This window comes from Methylobacterium sp. R2-1 (genome assembly GCF_014191355.1).
Classification (GTDB): Bacteria; Pseudomonadota; Alphaproteobacteria; order Rhizobiales; family Beijerinckiaceae; genus Methylobacterium.
Genome location: NZ_JACHWM010000001.1, coordinates 93503 through 109356 on the forward strand (window position 1 = coordinate 93503; position 15854 = coordinate 109356).

Annotated in this window: 16 protein-coding genes; 12 read left to right on the plus strand and 4 right to left on the minus strand. The window is 68.0% G+C overall.

Annotation, left to right across the window (positions count from 1 at the left end):
* Positions 1-4 precede the first annotated feature (4 nt).
* Entirely contained in the window at positions 5-1957 is a 1953-nt protein-coding gene (locus FHU13_RS00430; RefSeq protein WP_183433896.1) for a capsular biosynthesis protein, read from the minus strand.
* Positions 1958-2330: 373 nt separating this feature from the next.
* On the opposite strand from FHU13_RS00430, the gene FHU13_RS00435 reads away from it, so the two are divergent.
* From FHU13_RS00435 to FHU13_RS00445, 3 genes are all read left to right on the plus strand, one after another.
* Positions 2331-3638, plus strand: a complete 1308-nt coding sequence (locus FHU13_RS00435) for a capsule biosynthesis protein (RefSeq protein WP_183433897.1) — start codon at positions 2331-2333, stop codon at positions 3636-3638.
* Between the two features lie 71 nt (positions 3639-3709).
* Positions 3710-4477 (plus strand): SDR family NAD(P)-dependent oxidoreductase, encoded by a 768-nt coding sequence (locus tag FHU13_RS00440; RefSeq protein WP_183433898.1) that lies wholly within the window; start codon positions 3710-3712, stop codon positions 4475-4477.
* Positions 4477-5334 (plus strand): methionyl-tRNA formyltransferase, encoded by an 858-nt coding sequence (locus tag FHU13_RS00445; RefSeq protein ID WP_183433899.1) that lies wholly within the window; start codon positions 4477-4479, stop codon positions 5332-5334. The genes FHU13_RS00440 and FHU13_RS00445 overlap by 1 nt, the downstream gene beginning before the upstream one ends.
* 3 nt (positions 5335-5337) lie before the next feature.
* Here FHU13_RS00445 and FHU13_RS00450 read toward each other — a convergent pair whose 3' ends face one another.
* Positions 5338-6618 carry an O-acetylhomoserine aminocarboxypropyltransferase gene (locus FHU13_RS00450; RefSeq protein ID WP_183433900.1) on the minus strand — a complete coding sequence of 427 codons (1281 nt, stop codon included), beginning with the start codon at positions 6616-6618 and terminating at the stop codon, positions 5338-5340.
* 420 nt (positions 6619-7038) lie between these two features.
* Between FHU13_RS00450 and petA the strand changes: the two genes are divergently transcribed.
* From petA to FHU13_RS00470, 4 genes are all read left to right on the plus strand, one after another.
* Complete coding sequence (petA, locus tag FHU13_RS00455; protein ID WP_183433901.1) at positions 7039-7587, plus strand: ubiquinol-cytochrome c reductase iron-sulfur subunit; 549 nt, start codon at positions 7039-7041, stop codon at positions 7585-7587.
* Between the two features lie 35 nt (positions 7588-7622).
* Positions 7623-8915 (plus strand): cytochrome b N-terminal domain-containing protein, encoded by a 1293-nt coding sequence (locus tag FHU13_RS00460; protein ID WP_183433902.1) that lies wholly within the window; start codon positions 7623-7625, stop codon positions 8913-8915.
* A 21-nt stretch (positions 8916-8936) separates the two neighbouring features.
* The gene (locus tag FHU13_RS00465) at positions 8937-9830 is read left to right on the plus strand and encodes a cytochrome c1 (protein ID WP_183433903.1); all 894 of its coding nucleotides are present in this window, start codon (positions 8937-8939) and stop codon (positions 9828-9830) included.
* A 212-nt stretch (positions 9831-10042) separates the two neighbouring features.
* Positions 10043-10918: an S-methyl-5'-thioadenosine phosphorylase gene (locus FHU13_RS00470; protein ID WP_183433904.1), complete on the plus strand. Its 876-nt coding sequence runs from the start codon at positions 10043-10045 to the stop codon at positions 10916-10918.
* Positions 10919-11032: 114 nt separating this feature from the next.
* Here the strand turns inward: FHU13_RS00470 and FHU13_RS00475 are convergent, their stop codons facing one another.
* On the minus strand, positions 11033-11296 hold the full coding sequence (locus FHU13_RS00475) for a YARHG domain-containing protein (RefSeq protein WP_183433905.1): 264 nt from the start codon (positions 11294-11296) through the stop codon (positions 11033-11035).
* 34 nt (positions 11297-11330) lie between these two features.
* On the minus strand, positions 11331-12236 hold the full coding sequence (locus FHU13_RS00480; protein WP_183433906.1) for a metallophosphoesterase: 906 nt from the start codon (positions 12234-12236) through the stop codon (positions 11331-11333).
* Between the two features lie 191 nt (positions 12237-12427).
* On the opposite strand from FHU13_RS00480, the gene hisB reads away from it, so the two are divergent.
* From hisB to hisF, 5 genes are read left to right on the plus strand one after another with little or no spacing between them, the layout of a single operon-like run.
* On the plus strand, positions 12428-13015 hold the full coding sequence (gene hisB / locus FHU13_RS00485) for an imidazoleglycerol-phosphate dehydratase HisB (RefSeq protein ID WP_183433907.1): 588 nt from the start codon (positions 12428-12430) through the stop codon (positions 13013-13015).
* A gap of 22 nt (positions 13016-13037) precedes the next feature.
* Positions 13038-13538, plus strand: a complete 501-nt coding sequence (locus FHU13_RS00490) for a DUF2628 domain-containing protein (protein ID WP_183433908.1) — start codon at positions 13038-13040, stop codon at positions 13536-13538.
* Positions 13535-14197 carry an imidazole glycerol phosphate synthase subunit HisH gene (hisH, locus tag FHU13_RS00495; RefSeq protein WP_183433909.1) on the plus strand — a complete coding sequence of 221 codons (663 nt, stop codon included), beginning with the start codon at positions 13535-13537 and terminating at the stop codon, positions 14195-14197. Before FHU13_RS00490 ends, hisH begins: the two co-directional genes overlap by 4 nt.
* A gap of 42 nt (positions 14198-14239) precedes the next feature.
* The gene (hisA, locus tag FHU13_RS00500) at positions 14240-14983 is read left to right on the plus strand and encodes a 1-(5-phosphoribosyl)-5-[(5-phosphoribosylamino)methylideneamino]imidazole-4-carboxamide isomerase (RefSeq protein ID WP_183433910.1); all 744 of its coding nucleotides are present in this window, start codon (positions 14240-14242) and stop codon (positions 14981-14983) included.
* A 46-nt stretch (positions 14984-15029) separates the two neighbouring features.
* Positions 15030-15806: an imidazole glycerol phosphate synthase subunit HisF gene (gene hisF / locus FHU13_RS00505; RefSeq protein ID WP_183433911.1), complete on the plus strand. Its 777-nt coding sequence runs from the start codon at positions 15030-15032 to the stop codon at positions 15804-15806.
* The last annotated feature ends 48 nt before the right edge of the window (positions 15807-15854 follow it).

Here is a 15854-nt window from a genome sequence, read left to right on the forward strand (position 1 = left end):
CGTCTCAGCGGCCGGATTCGCTGCGCACGCCGCGGCGGGCGCGCAGACGGCGCAGGATCGGATTGATCAGGGCATAGCGCAGCCGCATCGTCGCGTGGCGGGCTGCGCCCAGGGCGAGCCGCGAGGGCGGCGCGGCGGCCCGGGCCTCGCTGAGCCGGTCGAGCAGGTGCTCGGGCGTGCAGGGCTTCATCGCCACCGGATCGAGATAGAGCGGGTAGAGGATCAGCGCGCCCGCCACCAGTTCGTCGAGGGACAGCCTTCGGCCGCGCGCGGCGCCGGGCGCCAGATCCTCGGTGAGCCCCCAGCCGGCATAGAAGGGGCGGCCGTGGACGGCGACGGTCAGGCCCCGGATCAGCGCCTCGAACCCCGCCAGCGAGGTCATGGTCTCGACATGGTGGCAGCGGTCGAGCAGGTCGACGATGGAGAACCCGCCGACCACGCGGTCGGCGAGTCGCCGCACCTCGTCCTCCGGAATCGCGCCGGGCCGGAAACCGGCCTCCACATCGGGATGCGGCTTGTAGAGCAGGAAGGCGTCCGGGTTGCGAGCACGGGCCGCTTGCAGGAGGGCGAGATTGCCGCGCACCTGCGGCGACCCAGTCAGCACCGAGGCATCGTCCTCGACTTGCCCCGGCACAAGCACGATCCGCCGATCCGTGGGCCAGTCCTCGCCCACAGCTTCCAGGCCGACATTGTACTTGCTCAGGCGCCGCGCCACGATCGACTCGCGGAGGGCCGCCGCGCGGACGGTCAGTCCGGTCGGAAACACGGCCTCCTTCAGCGTGCGAGCCAGCCGGCTCTCGACCCGTGGGTCGTAGTAGATTCCGAGGTCGTCCACGACGATCGAGGCACCCGGTTCCAGGCTGGCTCCGAGCCCGACCGAGCGCAGGAAGCCGTCCTCGATTCGCGCGAAGGGAATCCCGGCCTCGGCGCAGAGGCGCGGCAGCTGCTCCGGGCAGCGGGTCGCCCAGGCCTGGACTCGGCCGTCATGGCTGCGGGCGAGCGTCGCCGCTTCCTCCGCGATCATGGTGTGGAGCGGTGATCCCGCCGGCCCGGTGGCGAAGACATCGAGCGCGGCCCGCTTCCAGCCGGAGACGCCGACGAGCACGACGCGGCGGTCGTTGCCGAGGAAACGGTCGCGCAGCCAGGCCACACGCTCCACCGCCTCCGCGAGCGGGATCAGCTGTCGCGTCCACGGATCGAAGCCGTGCACACCGGCACCGTAGCGGAGCGCCAGGAACGCCATCTCGTCCACCGGGCGCGGGCCGGCAGCGGGATCGGGACACTCGGCCTCGAAGCCGGCCAGAGCCGCCTCGCAGGCTGCGTCCCAGCGGGCCACATGGATGCGCGCGGCAAGCGGAAACAGGGCCCATGGATCGGCCGGGTTCGCGATCACGGTGAGCCGCGGATCTGTCGGTGCCCCATCCCGCGGACATCCGTCGGGACCGGCAGCGACGAAGTGTGTGCCCGGATTCTCGGCGAGCAGTCGCGTCAGGAACGCCCGCAAGGACGGCGGTGACGCGGCGGTGACCGGATCGACCAGGGCGAGTGCGGGCCGATCGCTCTCTGCAAAAAGGCTTGCCGATGCCTGCTTGAGAGAGCGAGCGAAGCGGTTGGAACCTGAAAGTCCGCGTGCGCGCAGAAGATCGCCGAGGTCGGGGGAGGGCGGCTCTCCGCCGATGGGGCGGCCGGCGTAGCGCAACTGCAAGCTTGAAAGGCCGGTCTCCGGCGAATCGTAGGGGCTGAGGAGCGGACCCGGCGCCACTCGCAGAATCGCCCCGCCATCCGCCTTGCCGGTCGCGGACCACAGCGCGGGTGGGCCGGGCGAGCGGAAGCTGAGTGAGGCTCCGGTCGCCGCCTCGATCTGCACGCGCAGAAGCCGGACCGCTCGGCCGAGCGGCAGGTAGGAGCGGGGCAGCCCGTTATCCCCGCGCGGCTCGATGTGGCGCAGGCCGATCATGGTGGGTCGATCATGGCCAGTCGATCATGGCGAGGCCCGCTCCATAGCCCAAGCCCCGGCTGCGGCCCAGGCCGGTCCATGCATCCAGTACACGCGTGGGCCGCAGCGTCCGATCCGGTGACACGGCCGGTCCCGGATTGCGGGCGCACTTTTCGGGGGATGATGTTCGGGTGGACACAACGGAGCCGCAATCTGGCGCGACAGGGTCTCTCAACCGATTGTCGCAGGGGCTGCGTGATGGATCGGCAACGGAGGCTGTAAATTCTCACGGTCGGCTCGTGCAGCGATTGTCGTGTGCGGGATTGTCGTGAGAGGCGTTCAGCCGGACGATGCAACGCAGATCGCTTCACGACTAGGGATTGAGCACCTGGGAATGTCGCAGCCTCGTGCCAAGACGATAGGCCCCCGCGCCGCCACGTTCCTCTTCCTGCAGGGGATTGCCTCCCCGTTCTTCTCGGTGCTCGGAAGCGCCCTGCGCGAGCGCGGCCACGGAGTCCGCCGCATCAACTTCTCGGCCGGCGACTGGCTGTTCTGGCCCCATCCCGCGGATCACTATCGCGGCAAGCGCGACGGTTGGGAGGCTTATCTCGAAGCCTATATCCGCACGCACGCCGTCACCGACATCGTGCTGTTCGGCGACTGCCGCCCTTATCATCAGGCGGCGGTGCTGGTCGCCAAGCCGATGGGCTTGCGCATCCACGTGTTCGAGGAGGGCTATATCAGGCCCTACTGGATCACCTGCGAGGCGGGCGGTGTGAACGGCAACTCGACCCTCCCTAAGCGGGCGGAGGAGATCCGCGAGCTGGCCCGCAAGCTGCCGCAGCCGGGACGGGCCATGCCGCTGACCGGGGATATGGCCCGGCGCAGCCTGTGGGATATCGGCTTCAACATCGCCAATATCGGCTTCCCTTACCTTTATCCGGGGTTCCGCACCCACCGGCCGAACCACATCGCGGCCGAGTATGCCGGCTGGATCAGGAAGTTCGTGCGCCGCCGCCGCACCCGGCGCGAGGCGGCGCGGGTGAACGAGATCTACCAGGCGATCAACGCCGACTACTTCCTGCTGCCGCTCCAGCTCGACAGCGATTACCAGATCCGCGTTCATTCGCCCTTTCTCGGCGTCGAGGGCTTTATGGATCGGGTGATCGCCTCCTTCGCCAAGCATTCTCAGGCGCCGACGCGGCTCCTCGTGAAGCTGCACCCGCTCGACAGCGGCATCATGAACTGGCGCAAGCGGGCCCGCCAATCGGCCAAGCGCCACGGCTGCAACGACAGGCTCGACTTCATCGACGGCGGCGACCTACCGAAGCTGATCGACGGAAGCCGCGGCGTCGTGCTGGTGAACTCCACCGTCGGGATGCTCGCCCTTGAGCGCGGACGGCCGACGCTGGCCTTTGGTTCGGCGGTCTACAACATGCCGGGCCTGACCCATCAGGGCGACATCGACACGTTCTGGCGCGAACCGCAGGCGCCGGACGCGGACCTGATGCAGGATTTCTTCCGCGTCGTCATGCATCGGACCCAGATCAATGGCGGCTTCTTCTCCCGTTCGGCGATCGAGCGGGCCGTGGCCGGTGCCGTTCCGCGCCTCGAGGCGGCGTTGCCGCCCGCCTCCCTCGCCGCCGCCCGCGACGCCCTCGAACAGGCCGGCCGCGACGGAAGCCTCTCGCCCGCCTATTGACCGCCGGCCTTCGAAGCGGGTCCAGGTTCCTTCGGCCGAGATCCCAGCTTCTTGCGGAAAGACACGCATCCTTGCCCGTCATCCTCATCACCGGCGCCTCCAGCGGCATCGGCGCGGCCCTCGCGCGCTTCTACGCGGCGACGGGTGCGAGCCTCGTGCTCACGGGCCGTGATCGGGAGCGGCTGGAGGCGGTGGCGCAAGGCTGCCGGGCGAAGGGCGCCGAGGTCCGCACGCGGCTGATCGACGTGCGCGAGCGGGAGGCGGTCGGCGCCTGGATCCGCGAAGCCGATGCGGCGACGCCCCTCGATCTCGTGATCGTCAACGCTGCGGTGAACGGAGGCCATCCGTCCGGCGGTTTGGAAACGGAGGCGACGGCATTCGAGACGGCGGACATCAACCTCATCGGGGCACTCAACGTGATGCTGCCCTGCGTGACCCTGATGAGCGCCCGCGGTCGGGGGCAGATCGCGTTGATCTCGTCGCTTGCGGCCTACGCGCCCCTGCCCGACGCGCCGGCCTATAGCGGCGCCAAGGCGGCGCTCCTCGCCCACGGCCTTGCGCTACGCCAGAAGCTGAAGCCGCTAGGCGTGCGCCTCAGCGTGGTGACGCCGGGCTACGTGAAGACGCCGATGGGCGGCGTCATCAAGGGCTGGCGCCCCCTCGAAATGAGTGCGGACGAGGCCGCCACCCGCATCGCCCGTGGGCTGGAGCAGGACAAGGATGTGATCGCCTTCCCCACGATCCTGGCGGCGCTCGCCCGCGGCGCGCTGCTGGTGCCGGAATGGGTGCGCAGCGCCGGTCTGCGCGGCTTCCGCTTCCGCAACCGGCCGCGGCGCTGATGGCTTCGCCTCGGATCGCCCTGTTCGCGCTGGAGGCCCTGCCGAACGCCCGCGCGGTGCGCCGCTTCGTGGCGGATCACGCGGACGCAATCGCCTTCGTCGGGCTCTCCAATGTCGAGCGGCCCGCGACCGGTGGACTGGTCGGGCAGGTCCGGCGCCATCTCGTTCGATCCGGCCCAGGCTTCCTTCCCTATCTCGGCGTCAATTTCGGGCTGCCTGACCTGCTACGCCCGCTCTCGCCTCTCACCCAGCGCCTCGCCGGCAGCATCGGGACGCCCGAGGCGACGCCGCTCGCCGCCCTCTGCCACCAGCTCCAAATCCCAGCCCTGCGCGTCGATGACGTGAACGGCGAGGACGTGACCCGGGCTTTCGCAGCGCATGCGCCCGACCTGATCGTTGCCTACCACTTCGACCAGATTTTTTCCGCGGCGACGCTCGGGCAGGCGCGGCTCGGCGGGATCAACCTCCATCCGAGCCTGCTGCCGCTCCATCGCGGCCCCGTTCCGACGATCCACGCTCTGGCCGATGGACGAGCCGAATTCGGCGTCACCGTCCACCGCCTCGCGCCCGCGATCGATGCCGGGGCGATCCTGGCGCAGGAAGCAGTGCCGCTGCCCGCGGACACAACGGCCACCCGCGCGGCGGTGAGGCTGCACGAGCACGGCCGCATCCTCTTGGATCGCGTGCTCGGCGACATCGCCGCCGGAGGGGCGATCCCGGCAGGCCGAACCGTTCCGGTGCGGCCCTATCGCGGTTTCCCCGACCGGGCCCTGCTGGCGAGGATCCGCCAGGAGGGCCGGCTCCTCACCGATGCTCGGGACCTGCGGGACGCGCTCACGCTGTCCCGCAGGGTGTGAGGCTCACGCCCGCAGGGCGGCGTCGAGATCGTCGATGAGATCCTGCGGATCCTCGATGCCGATCGAGAGGCGCACCACCTCGGGGCCGGCGCCCGCCGCCCGCTTCTGCTCATCGGTGAGCTGGCGGTGCGTGGTCGAGGCCGGGTGGATCACCAGCGAGCGGGTGTCGCCGATATTGGCGAGGTGGCTGAAGAGCTGGAGGTTCGAGACCAGTTTCACGCCGGCCTCGTAGCCACCCTTGAGGCCGAAGGTGAACACGGCGCCCGCGCCCTTCGGCGTGTAGCGCTGTGCCAGCGCGTGGTAGCGGTCGCTCTCCAGGCCCGGATAGCTCACCCAATCGACCAGATCGTGGCTGTTGAGGAAGTTCGCCACTTTCAAAGCATTGTCGGAATGGCGCTGCATCCTGAGCGGCAGGGTCTCGATGCCGTTGAGGATCAGGAAGGCGTTGAACGGCGAGAGCGCCGGGCCGAGATCGCGCAGAGACAGCACCCGCACGGCGATGGCGAAGCCGAAATTCCCGAAAGTCTCGGCCAGCACCATACCGGCATATTCCGGCCGCGGCTGCGACAGCATCGGGTAGCGCGCATCGCCCAGCCACTGGAAGGTGCCACCATCGACGATGAGGCCGCCGATGGAGTTGCCGTGGCCGCCAAGGAACTTGGTGGCCGAGTGCACGACGATGTCGGCGCCATGCTCGAACGGCTTGATCAGGTACGGCGTCGCCATCGTGTTGTCGATGATGAGCGGGATGTTGTGACGCTTGGCGATCACCGAGAGCGCGGCGATGTCGGTGATGACCCCGCCCGGATTGGCAATGCTCTCACAGAAGATCGCCTTGGTGCGCGGGGTGATGGCACGTTCGAAGGAGTCCGGATCGTCGGTGTCGGCCCAGACCACCTGCCAGCCGAAGTTCTTGTAGGAGTGGTTGAACTGGTTGATCGAGCCGCCGTAGAGCTTGTTGGCGGCAATGAACTCGTCGCCCGGCTGCATCAGCGCATGGAGGGTCAGGAACTCGGCGGCGTGGCCCGAGGCGACGGCGAGTGCCGCGGTGCCGCCTTCGAGGGCGGCGATGCGCTCTTCCAGCACCGCGTTCGTCGGGTTGGTGATGCGGGTGTAGATGTTGCCGAAGGCCTGGAGCCCGAACAGCGAGGCGGCGTGGTCCACGTCGTCGAAGACGAAGCTCGTCGTCTGATAGATCGGCGTCGCCCGCGCGCCCGTGGCCGGGTCTGGGGTCGCGCCGGCATGGATCGCGAGGGTGTTGAAGCCGGGCTGGCGGTCGGTCATCGGAAAACTCCTCAAGACGCGTCGTTTACGCCCGTGCTCTTTAGCGGTGCAAGCGCTGCGGCCCCACGTGACCTCCTGCGTCGGTTGCGCAGCCGGAGCGCCAAGCATGAGCGCCGCGACCCCCTGCATGACCTGAGCATGCAGGATGGTGCCTTGCGGTAACGATCGAAGGGGATCGTTGCAGTGCCGCACGGCGCATCAAGCGCGGCAGTCTAGACATGTTCGCATCTGGCATGTCAGAGAGCCGCGCAGGAAATAAAACGGCAATCCGGTGACCCACGGTCGCATTGATTGCCGCGGCGCGATGGTGTCTGCCGTTGCGCAGATTTCGAATTTGAAAGCCTCCAAGGCGCACGTGGCCGAGACCGGCCCAACGCGCGGTGAGAGGCTCGGCGCGACGGCTGACGGGAGGGTTGCACCTTGGCGGACGAAGGGCCTCAGGGCACCAAGCGAGATTTCCTGTTCCTCGCCACCGGCGCGGGGTTGGCCGTGGGGGCCGGCGCGGTCGCGTGGCCCTTCGTGGCCTCGATGGCGCCCGACGCTGCCACGGTCGCGGCCGGTGCGCCGCTCGACGTGGACCTCAGCCCGATCCAGGACGGCCAGATCGTCAACGTGTTCTGGCGCGGCAAGCTGATCTTCGTGCGCAAGCTCACGGAGAAGGAAGTCACGGACATGAAGGCCGTGCCTCTGTCCGAGATGATCGACCCGGCCTCGTTCGAATCCCGGGTGAAGAAGGGCCACGACCAGTGGCTCGTGAGCTACGGCAACTGCACCCATCTTGGCTGCGTGCCGATCGGCCATTCCGGCAATTACGAGGGCTGGTCCTGCCCTTGCCACGGCTCGCAGTTCGACGCCGTCGGGCGCGTGCGCCGCGGCCCGGCGCCGACCAACCTGCCGATCCCGCCCTACGCCTTCGAGACCGATACGAAGATCAAGATCGGCGAAGAGGGCGGCAAGGCGGTCGCCTGACAACAGGACACGAGAAGCCGGAGCGGGCAAATCTGATGAGCAGCGCACACGCGACCTCGACCTACGTACCCAAGAGCCGCCTCGCGAAGTGGTTCGAGTCACGGCTGCCGCTGGTCGGGCTGGTGCACTCGTCCTTCGTCGCCTTCCCGGTTCCGCGTAACCTCAACTATTTCTGGACCTTCGGCGCGATCCTGATCGCGTTCCTCGGGATCCAGATCATCACCGGCGTCTGGCTGGCGATGCACTACGATCCGAGCTCGGCCAACGCGTTCGAGAGCGTCGAGCACATCATGCGCGACGTGAATTACGGCTGGCTCCTGCGCTACGCGCACGCCAACGGCGCGTCAATGTTCTTCGTGGCGGTCTACGTCCACATCTTCCGCAACCTCTATTACGGGTCCTACAAGGCCCCACGCGAGGTGCTCTACCTCCTCGGCGTCATCATCTACCTCTTGATGATGGCCACCGCCTTCCTCGGCTACACCCTGCCGTGGGGCCAGATGAGCTTCTGGGGCGCCACCGTCATCACCAACATCCTGGCAGCGATTCCGGTGGTCGGCGACACGATCCAGAGCCTGCTCTGGGGCGGCTATTCAGTCGGCAACCCGACCATCAACCGCTTCTTCTCGCTGCACTTCCTGCTGCCTTGGATGATCGCCGGCGTCGTTGTCCTGCACGTCTGGGCGCTGCACGTGACGGGTCAGAACAACCCGGCCGGCATCCCGATCAAGTCGAGCAAGGATGCCGTGCCCTTCACCCCCTACGCGACCATCAAGGACGTGTTTGCGGTGGTGGTGTTCATGATCCTGTTCGCCTGGTTCATCTTCTACCAGCCGAACTATCTCGGCCACGCCGACAACTACGTCCCGGCCAACCCGTCGGTGACGCCCGCGCACATCGTGCCGGAATGGTACTTCCTGCCCTTCTACGCGATCCTGCGTGCGGTGCCGGATAAGCTCGGCGGCGTCATCCTGATGTTCGGCGCGGTGCTGATCCTGGCCTTCGCGCCCTGGCTCGACACCTCGCGGGTCCGCTCCTGCAACTACCGCCCGGTCTATCGGGTGTTCTTCTGGGTGTTCCTGGTGAACGCCATCCTGCTCGGCTGGCTCGGCGCCAAGCCTCCGGAAGGCGGCTACGTCCTCGCCTCGCGGATCTGCACCGTCTACTACTTCGCTCACTTCCTCATCGTCATGCCGCTGGTCGGCCTGTTCGAGACGCCTGACCGTCTGCCGGGTTCGATCCTCGAGACCGTGACCGGTCCGGGCAAGCAGGTGAGCGGGTCCGGCATGCCCGCAGGTGCTGCGGCCGAACCGGCCAAGCGCGGCTAAGGCCCGAGGGAGAGAACAACGATGCGCATCGCACGCCTCGCCGCCGCGACCCTGCTCGCGGCCTCCCTCGGTGCCGGCTCAGCCGTTGCCGAGGACGGACACGGCACCAATCCGCCGCGAGAGAAGTGGAGCTTCGCCGGCATGTTCGGCCGGTTCGATCAGGCGCAGCTGCAGCGTGGCTTCCAGGTCTACAAGGAAGTCTGCGCCAACTGTCACTCCATGCGGCTGGTCGCCTTCCGTAACCTCGCGGAACCGGGCGGGCCGGGCTTCACGGAAGGGCAGGTCAAGGCTTTGGCCGAGACCTACAGCGTCAAGGAACTCGACGATTCCGGCGCCGAGAAGGAGCGTCCGGCGCGGCCTGCCGACCGCTTCCCGCCGCCCTTCCCGAACGACAAGGCGGCTGCCGCGGCCAATGGCGGCAAGGCGCCGCCGGACTTCTCCGTGCTCGCCAAGGCCCGCACCTACGAGCGCGGCTTTCCGCTCTTCGTGTTCGACGCGCTGCCCATCACCGGCTATGCCGAGCAGGGCGTCGATTACATCCACGCGCTCCTGAACGGCTACGAGGAGGCCCCGAAGGGCTTCACGATGCCGGAGAGCGGCTATTACAACAAGTATTATCCCGGCCACGTGATCGCGATGCCGAACCCGCTCAGCGACGGGCAGATCACCTACGCCAAGAACGACAAGGGCGAGCCGGTGGTGCCCGAGACGGTCGAGCAGTACTCGCGCGACGTGTCGGCCTTCATGGCCTGGGCGGCCGAGCCGCACATGATGGCCCGCAAGGCGCTGGGTCTTCGCGTGATCCTGTTCCTCATCGTGCTGGCCGGACTGCTCTATTACGTGAAGAAGCAGATCTGGAAGAAGGTCGGCGGCGAGGTGCACGGCCTTCAGCCGGAGCTGCACAAGACCTACTGACCGCATCACGGATCGGATGGACGACCTCACGAACGGGCCCCTCGCGGGCCCGTTTGCCTGTCGGGGGACGGCTGCGGTAAGGGTTCCCCATTGCCGGACGAGCCCATCCGCGCACATTCAAAACGTCATAGCCGAGCCCTATGCCCGCTTCCGCGAGGACGTCGCGGGGCGTGGGCCGCAAGAGTTTCGGCCACACCACAAGGGATTCTTGCATGACGGCAGCGGTTCTCGGCGTGATTGGCGGCTCGGGCGTCTACGACCTGCCCGGCCTGGAGGATGTCCGCGAGGAGACGATCACCTCGCCCTGGGGCGAACCCTCCGACGCGCTGCGCATCGGCCGCATCGGGCAGACCAAGGTGGTGTTCCTGGCCCGCCATGGGCGCGGCCATCGCTTCTCGCCCACCGGCATCAACTACCGTGCCAATATCGACGTGCTGAAGCGCGCGGGCGTGACCGACATCGTCTCGCTCTCTGCCTGCGGCTCGTTCCGCAACGAGTTGCATCCCGGCCTGTTCGTGCTGGTCGACCAGTTCGTAGACCGTACCGTCGGCCGTGCGGCCTCGTTCTTCGGCAATGGCTGCGTTGCCCACGTGCCCTTCGCTCACCCGGTCGGGCCCCTGCTTCAGAAGCGCATCGCCGCAGCGGCGGAGGCTGAGGGCATCTCGGTGCACAAGGGCGGCACCTACGTCTGTATGGAAGGGCCGCAATTCTCCTCCATGGCCGAGTCGAAGCACTACAAGGCCGCGAATTTCGATGTCATCGGCATGACCAACATGCCGGAGGCTAAGCTCGCCCGCGAGGCTGAGATCACCTATGCCACCATCGCCATGGTGACGGACTACGATTGCTGGCATCCGAGCCATGACAGCGTGGACGTGGCCTCGGTGGTCGCGGTGGCCCGCGCCAATGCCGGCAAGGCCGCGCAACTGGTCGCGCGCGTTGCTCGCGACTTCCCGGCCGAGCGCGAGGATTGCCCCGCGGGCTCGCATCGGGCGCTGGACGGCGCGATCATGACGGCGCCCGCCCAGCGCGATCCGGAGCTGTTGGCGAAACTCGACGCCGTGGCCGGGCGGGTGCTGAACGGCTGAATCAGCATCGCGCGGCGGAGGCGAAGTCATCCAGGCGGCGCCGCTTCAAATCGGGTGTCTGGCCCGTCCGGGCCGCGCCCCTGGACGGCTTCGCTCACAGTGACGCAAGCGGAATCAGCGCGCGCAGCCGGCGGCGCGCTCCTGGCGCTGGATGTCAGCGATGTCGGCTCGCTGGCGGGCGGACAGGGGAACGTCGGCCAGCTCGTCGTACTTGCAGCCGGCATTGCCGAAAGCGCGGATCGCGCGCTCGGTGCGGAAGCAGTAGCCCGCATCCTTGTAGATCGCGTTGCGCTCGCCCCACAGCTCGTCGCAGGGAAAAGCCGCCAGCGCGGGCGAGGTCGTGATCGACACGAGAATTGCGGCGGCGAGGAAACGCATAGAAATAGCTCCGATCGCCGGAGCACGGGCGTCCTCAGGCGGGCTTGAGGGTCAGCGAGCGGCTCGGTTCGCGACCGAATCCGCGGATCTCCAGGCGGTCGCCCGAGATCTCGACCACGGCAAAGGCCGAGTGGTCGGGCGTGTCTACCATGCCGTGGAAGTTGACGTAGTGGATTCCGTCGCGCTCGACGTAGTTGCCCGCATGATTGTGGCCGTTGAAATAGGCGATGACGTGCGGCTGCCGCGCGAGGAGACCGGTGATGCGGTCCGCATCCCAGAGATTGTGCGGGTTGTCGGGCGTGACGGGATAGTGGTTGAGCACCACGACCCGTTCGCCGGCCGCCCGAGCCGCCTGCAGGCTGCCCTCCAACCACGTGAACTGTGAGTCGCTGAGCGAGCCGTTCCAAGGCTTGGCGTTGACGAGCCCTGCCGCTTTGGCCTGCTCCAGCCGCTCTGCGGCGAGCATCCGGCGCGGATCGTCCGGCGGAGGTGCGAAGAGCGAGACGTCGTTGCCGTCGAGCACGATGAAGCGGATGCCGGCGACCGTGAAGTCGTAATGCGGGCCCTCCATTCCAAGCAGGCCCGGCACCTGCCCGCGGTGTTCAGGTGCCAAATCGAAATCGTGGTTGCCGAGCACAAAGCGGGTCTCGTGTCGGAGCGTCCGGTAGATCGGCAGGATCTTCTCGTAACTCATCACGTCGCGGTCGATGACGTCGCCCAGCGTCACGACGAAGCGGAGGTCTTCCCCATTGAGGGTGTCGACGGCCGCACGCATCTTGTCGAGGCTGTTGGCATAGTAGCGGCCCAACGTCAGGTTGGGTGGTGCCTCGGCATATTGCGGGTCGGCGATCACGCCGAAGCGCAACCGTCCCTCGGCGGCTCCGGCCTTGCCGGCGAGAAGCGCGGCGCTGGCAGCGAGGACGGAACGGCGGGACAACAATGGCGGCTCCTCACGGCTGAGCGAGAGCGGCAGGCTGGCCCCGCCGTATGACCGGCGGATGACGAACATTCGGATCATGGCAGGGCCGAATGCCAAGACCCTTCCCCCAACGGGTCATTCCACACTACAAGGCAGGCCCGGCCGGCCGCTGAGGCCCGCCGACCGTTCCAGGATCAGACATCCAGCACGCGATGCGTACAGCCAGCATCAGCCGCCGCACGGCGGAGACCGACGTTTCCGTCTCGATCGATCTCGACGGCACCGGCAAGGCCGAGATCTCGACCGGCGTCGGCTTCCTCGACCACATGCTGGAGCTGTTCGCGCGGCACGGCCTGTTCGACGTCACGATCAAGGTCGAGGGCGACCTGCACGTCGATCAGCACCACACCACCGAGGATGCCGGCATCGCGCTCGGCCAGGCGGTCGCTCAGGCGCTCGGCGACAAGCGCGGCATCGCCCGCTACGCCGATATCCACCTGCCGATGGACGAGACGCTGAGCCGCATTGCGATCGACATTTCCGGCCGGCCGTTCCTCGTGTTCCGCACGAGCTTCCGCGTCGAGAAGATCGGTCAGTTCGACACCGAGCTGGTGCGAGAGTTCTTCCAGGCTTTCGCGATGAACGCCGGCATCACGCTCCACGTCGAGACCCTCTACGGCGAGAACGCGCACCACATCGCTGAGAGCGTCTTCAAAGGGCTGGCCCGTAGCTTGCGGAAGGCCGTGGCCATCGACCCGCGTGAGGAGGGCCGCGTTCCCTCCACCAAGGGATCGCTCTGAGACCATTTGAGGAGGAGCGAGAATGCGGACCTACACGCTGCACGTTCCCGAGGGTTCGGTTCGCGGTGACCCCCGCGCGCTGGAGCAGGCGCACCTCGTGCGCGACGGCTTCTCCTGGGGCGCCTTCGCCTTCACGGTGCTGTGGTTCCTGCGCCACCGCCTCTGGCTCGCAGCGCTCCTCGTGCTGGGGGGACTCGTCGGACTCGCCTTCGCCGGCCGGGCGCTCGGCCTCTCGCCCTTCGCGGCGCTGATCATCACGGGGCTGGCGAGCCTTCTGATCGGCATGGAGGCATCGAGCCTGCGCCGCTGGACCTATGGCCGCCGCGGCAAGCCCGCCCGGGACGCGGTGATCGCGGGCTCGCAGGAGGAGGCCGAGTTGAAGGCCGCTACCCGCTGGCTCGATGCCGAGTCGGTTCCAGGTATGGGCGCGACAGGAGCCGCGATCACCGCCGTGACCCGCCCGGCTCATCGCCGCGATGATGCGGTGATCGGCCTCTTTCCCGCGAGCGAGGGTGGACGGTGAGCGAACAGACCGTCGCAATCATCGATTACGGGTCGGGCAACCTCCACTCGGCGGCCAAAGCCTTCGAGCGTGCGGCCCGCGAGGTCGGGCTCGACGGCACCCGAATCGTCGTCACGGATGTGCCGGAGGCAGTGGCCGGGGCCGACCGCGTGGTGCTGCCCGGCGTCGGTGCCTACGCCGATTGCCGCCGTGGACTGGACGCAGTGCCCGGTATGGTTGAAGCCATGACTGAGGCCGTCAAGAGGCAGGGCAAGCCGTTCCTCGGCATCTGCGTCGGGATGCAGCTTATGGCGAGCCGCGGCCTCGAATACGAGGAGACCGCGGGCCTGAACTGGATCCCAGGCGACGTCGCTCCGATCGAACCGGCTGATCCGGCCCTCAAGATCCCGCATATGGGCTGGAACACCCTGCATCTCGACCGCGAGCACGCGCTGCTGCGCGACATCGAGATCGGGGAGGGCGGGCTCCACGCTTACTTCGTCCACAGCTTCGCGCTGAGAGCCGCCGAGCCGGCGGACGTGGTCGCTCACGCCGAGTATGGCGGCCCGGTCACGGCGATGGTCGCACGCGACAACATCGCCGGGACCCAGTTTCACCCCGAGAAGAGCCAGCGCCTCGGTCTCGCGCTCCTCGGCAACTTCCTGCGCTGGCGCCCCTGAGGGCGCCCGCTTTCCGACACATCGTTTCCGGCGAGTCCACGCGTGATCCTGTATCCGGCCATCGACCTCAAGGAAGGGCGCTGCGTCCGCCTCGTTCAGGGCGACATGGCCCAGGCCAAGGTCTTCAACGACGATCCCGCGGCTCAGGCCGAAGCCTTCGAGATGCAGGGCTTCTCCTGGCTCCACGTCGTCGATCTCGATGGCGCCTTCGCCGGTGCACCGCGCAACGCGGCCGCCGTCGACGCGATCCTCGCCCGTGTCACGCTTCCGGTGCAGCTCGGCGGCGGCGTGCGCGAGATGCGCACCCTCGAAGGCTGGCTGGAAAAGGGCGTGAGCCGGGTCATCATCGGGACGGCGGCAGTCCGCGACCCCGCCTTCGTGCACGAGGCGGCCCGGCGGCATCCGGGGCGCATCGCTGTCGGCATCGACGCCAAGGACGGACGCGTCGCCGTCGAGGGTTGGGCGCAGACCTCCAGCATGACCGCGGAAGAACTCGGGCGCCGCTTCGAGGATGCGGGCGTCGCCGCCATCATCTACACCGACATCGCCCGCGACGGCATCCTCAAGGGCCTCAACATCGAGATGACGCTGGCGTTGGCCGCGGCAGTCAGCATCCCCGTCATCGCGTCGGGCGGTCTCGCCTCGATGGCGGATGTCGAGCGCCTGCTGGAGCCCGATTGCGCCGTGCTCGCCGGCGCCATCACCGGCCGCGCCCTCTATGATGGGCGCATCGACCCGAAGGAGGCGCTCGCGGCGATTGCGCGCGCCAAGGGAAACGCCGCGTGATCGCTGCGCTTCGACCGCCGGTTCCGTCAGCCTGAAGGCATCCCGCGTGCTCAAGACCCGCATCATCCCCTGCCTCGACGTGAAGGACGGGCGCGTCGTGAAGGGCGTGCAATTCCTCGAATTGCGCGATGCCGGCGACCCGGTCGAGTCGGCCAAGGCCTACGACGCGGCCGGCGCCGACGAACTCTGCTTTCTCGACATCACCGCGAGCCACGAGGACCGCGGGACCCTGCTCGACGTGGTGAGCCGCACGGCAGAGGCCTGCTTCATGCCACTCACCGTCGGCGGCGGGGTGCGCACCGTGTCCGACGTCCGCACGCTCCTGCTCGCGGGGGCGGACAAGGTCGGGATCAACACGGCGGCCGTGAAGAATCCCGACTTCGTCGCCGAGGCGGCGGAAAAGTTCGGCGACCAGTGCATCGTCGTGGCGATCGATGCCAAGCGCGTCTCCGCTCCCGGCGAGGCCGAGCGCTGGGAGATCTTCACGCATGGCGGCCGCAACCCTACCGGTATCGACGCGGTGGAGTTCGCCCAGAAAGTATCGGAACGCGGGGCCGGCGAACTCCTCGTCACCTCCATGGACAAGGACGGAACCCGCTCCGGCTACGACCTCGCGCTCACCCGCGCCATTGCCGACGCGGTGAAGGTACCGGTGATCGCCTCCGGGGGCGTCGGCGGGCTCGACGACCTCGTGGCCGGCGTCCGCGACGGCGGCGCCAGTGCAGTGCTCGCCGCCTCGATCTTCCACTTCGGCCAGCACACCGTCGGCGAGGCCAAGAGCCACATGGCCGCCGCGGGACTTGCGATGCGGCTCGATCCGTAACGGGTAACCGGTGGGCGGATGCCCGCGCCCCTTGACCGGGGCGCCGGG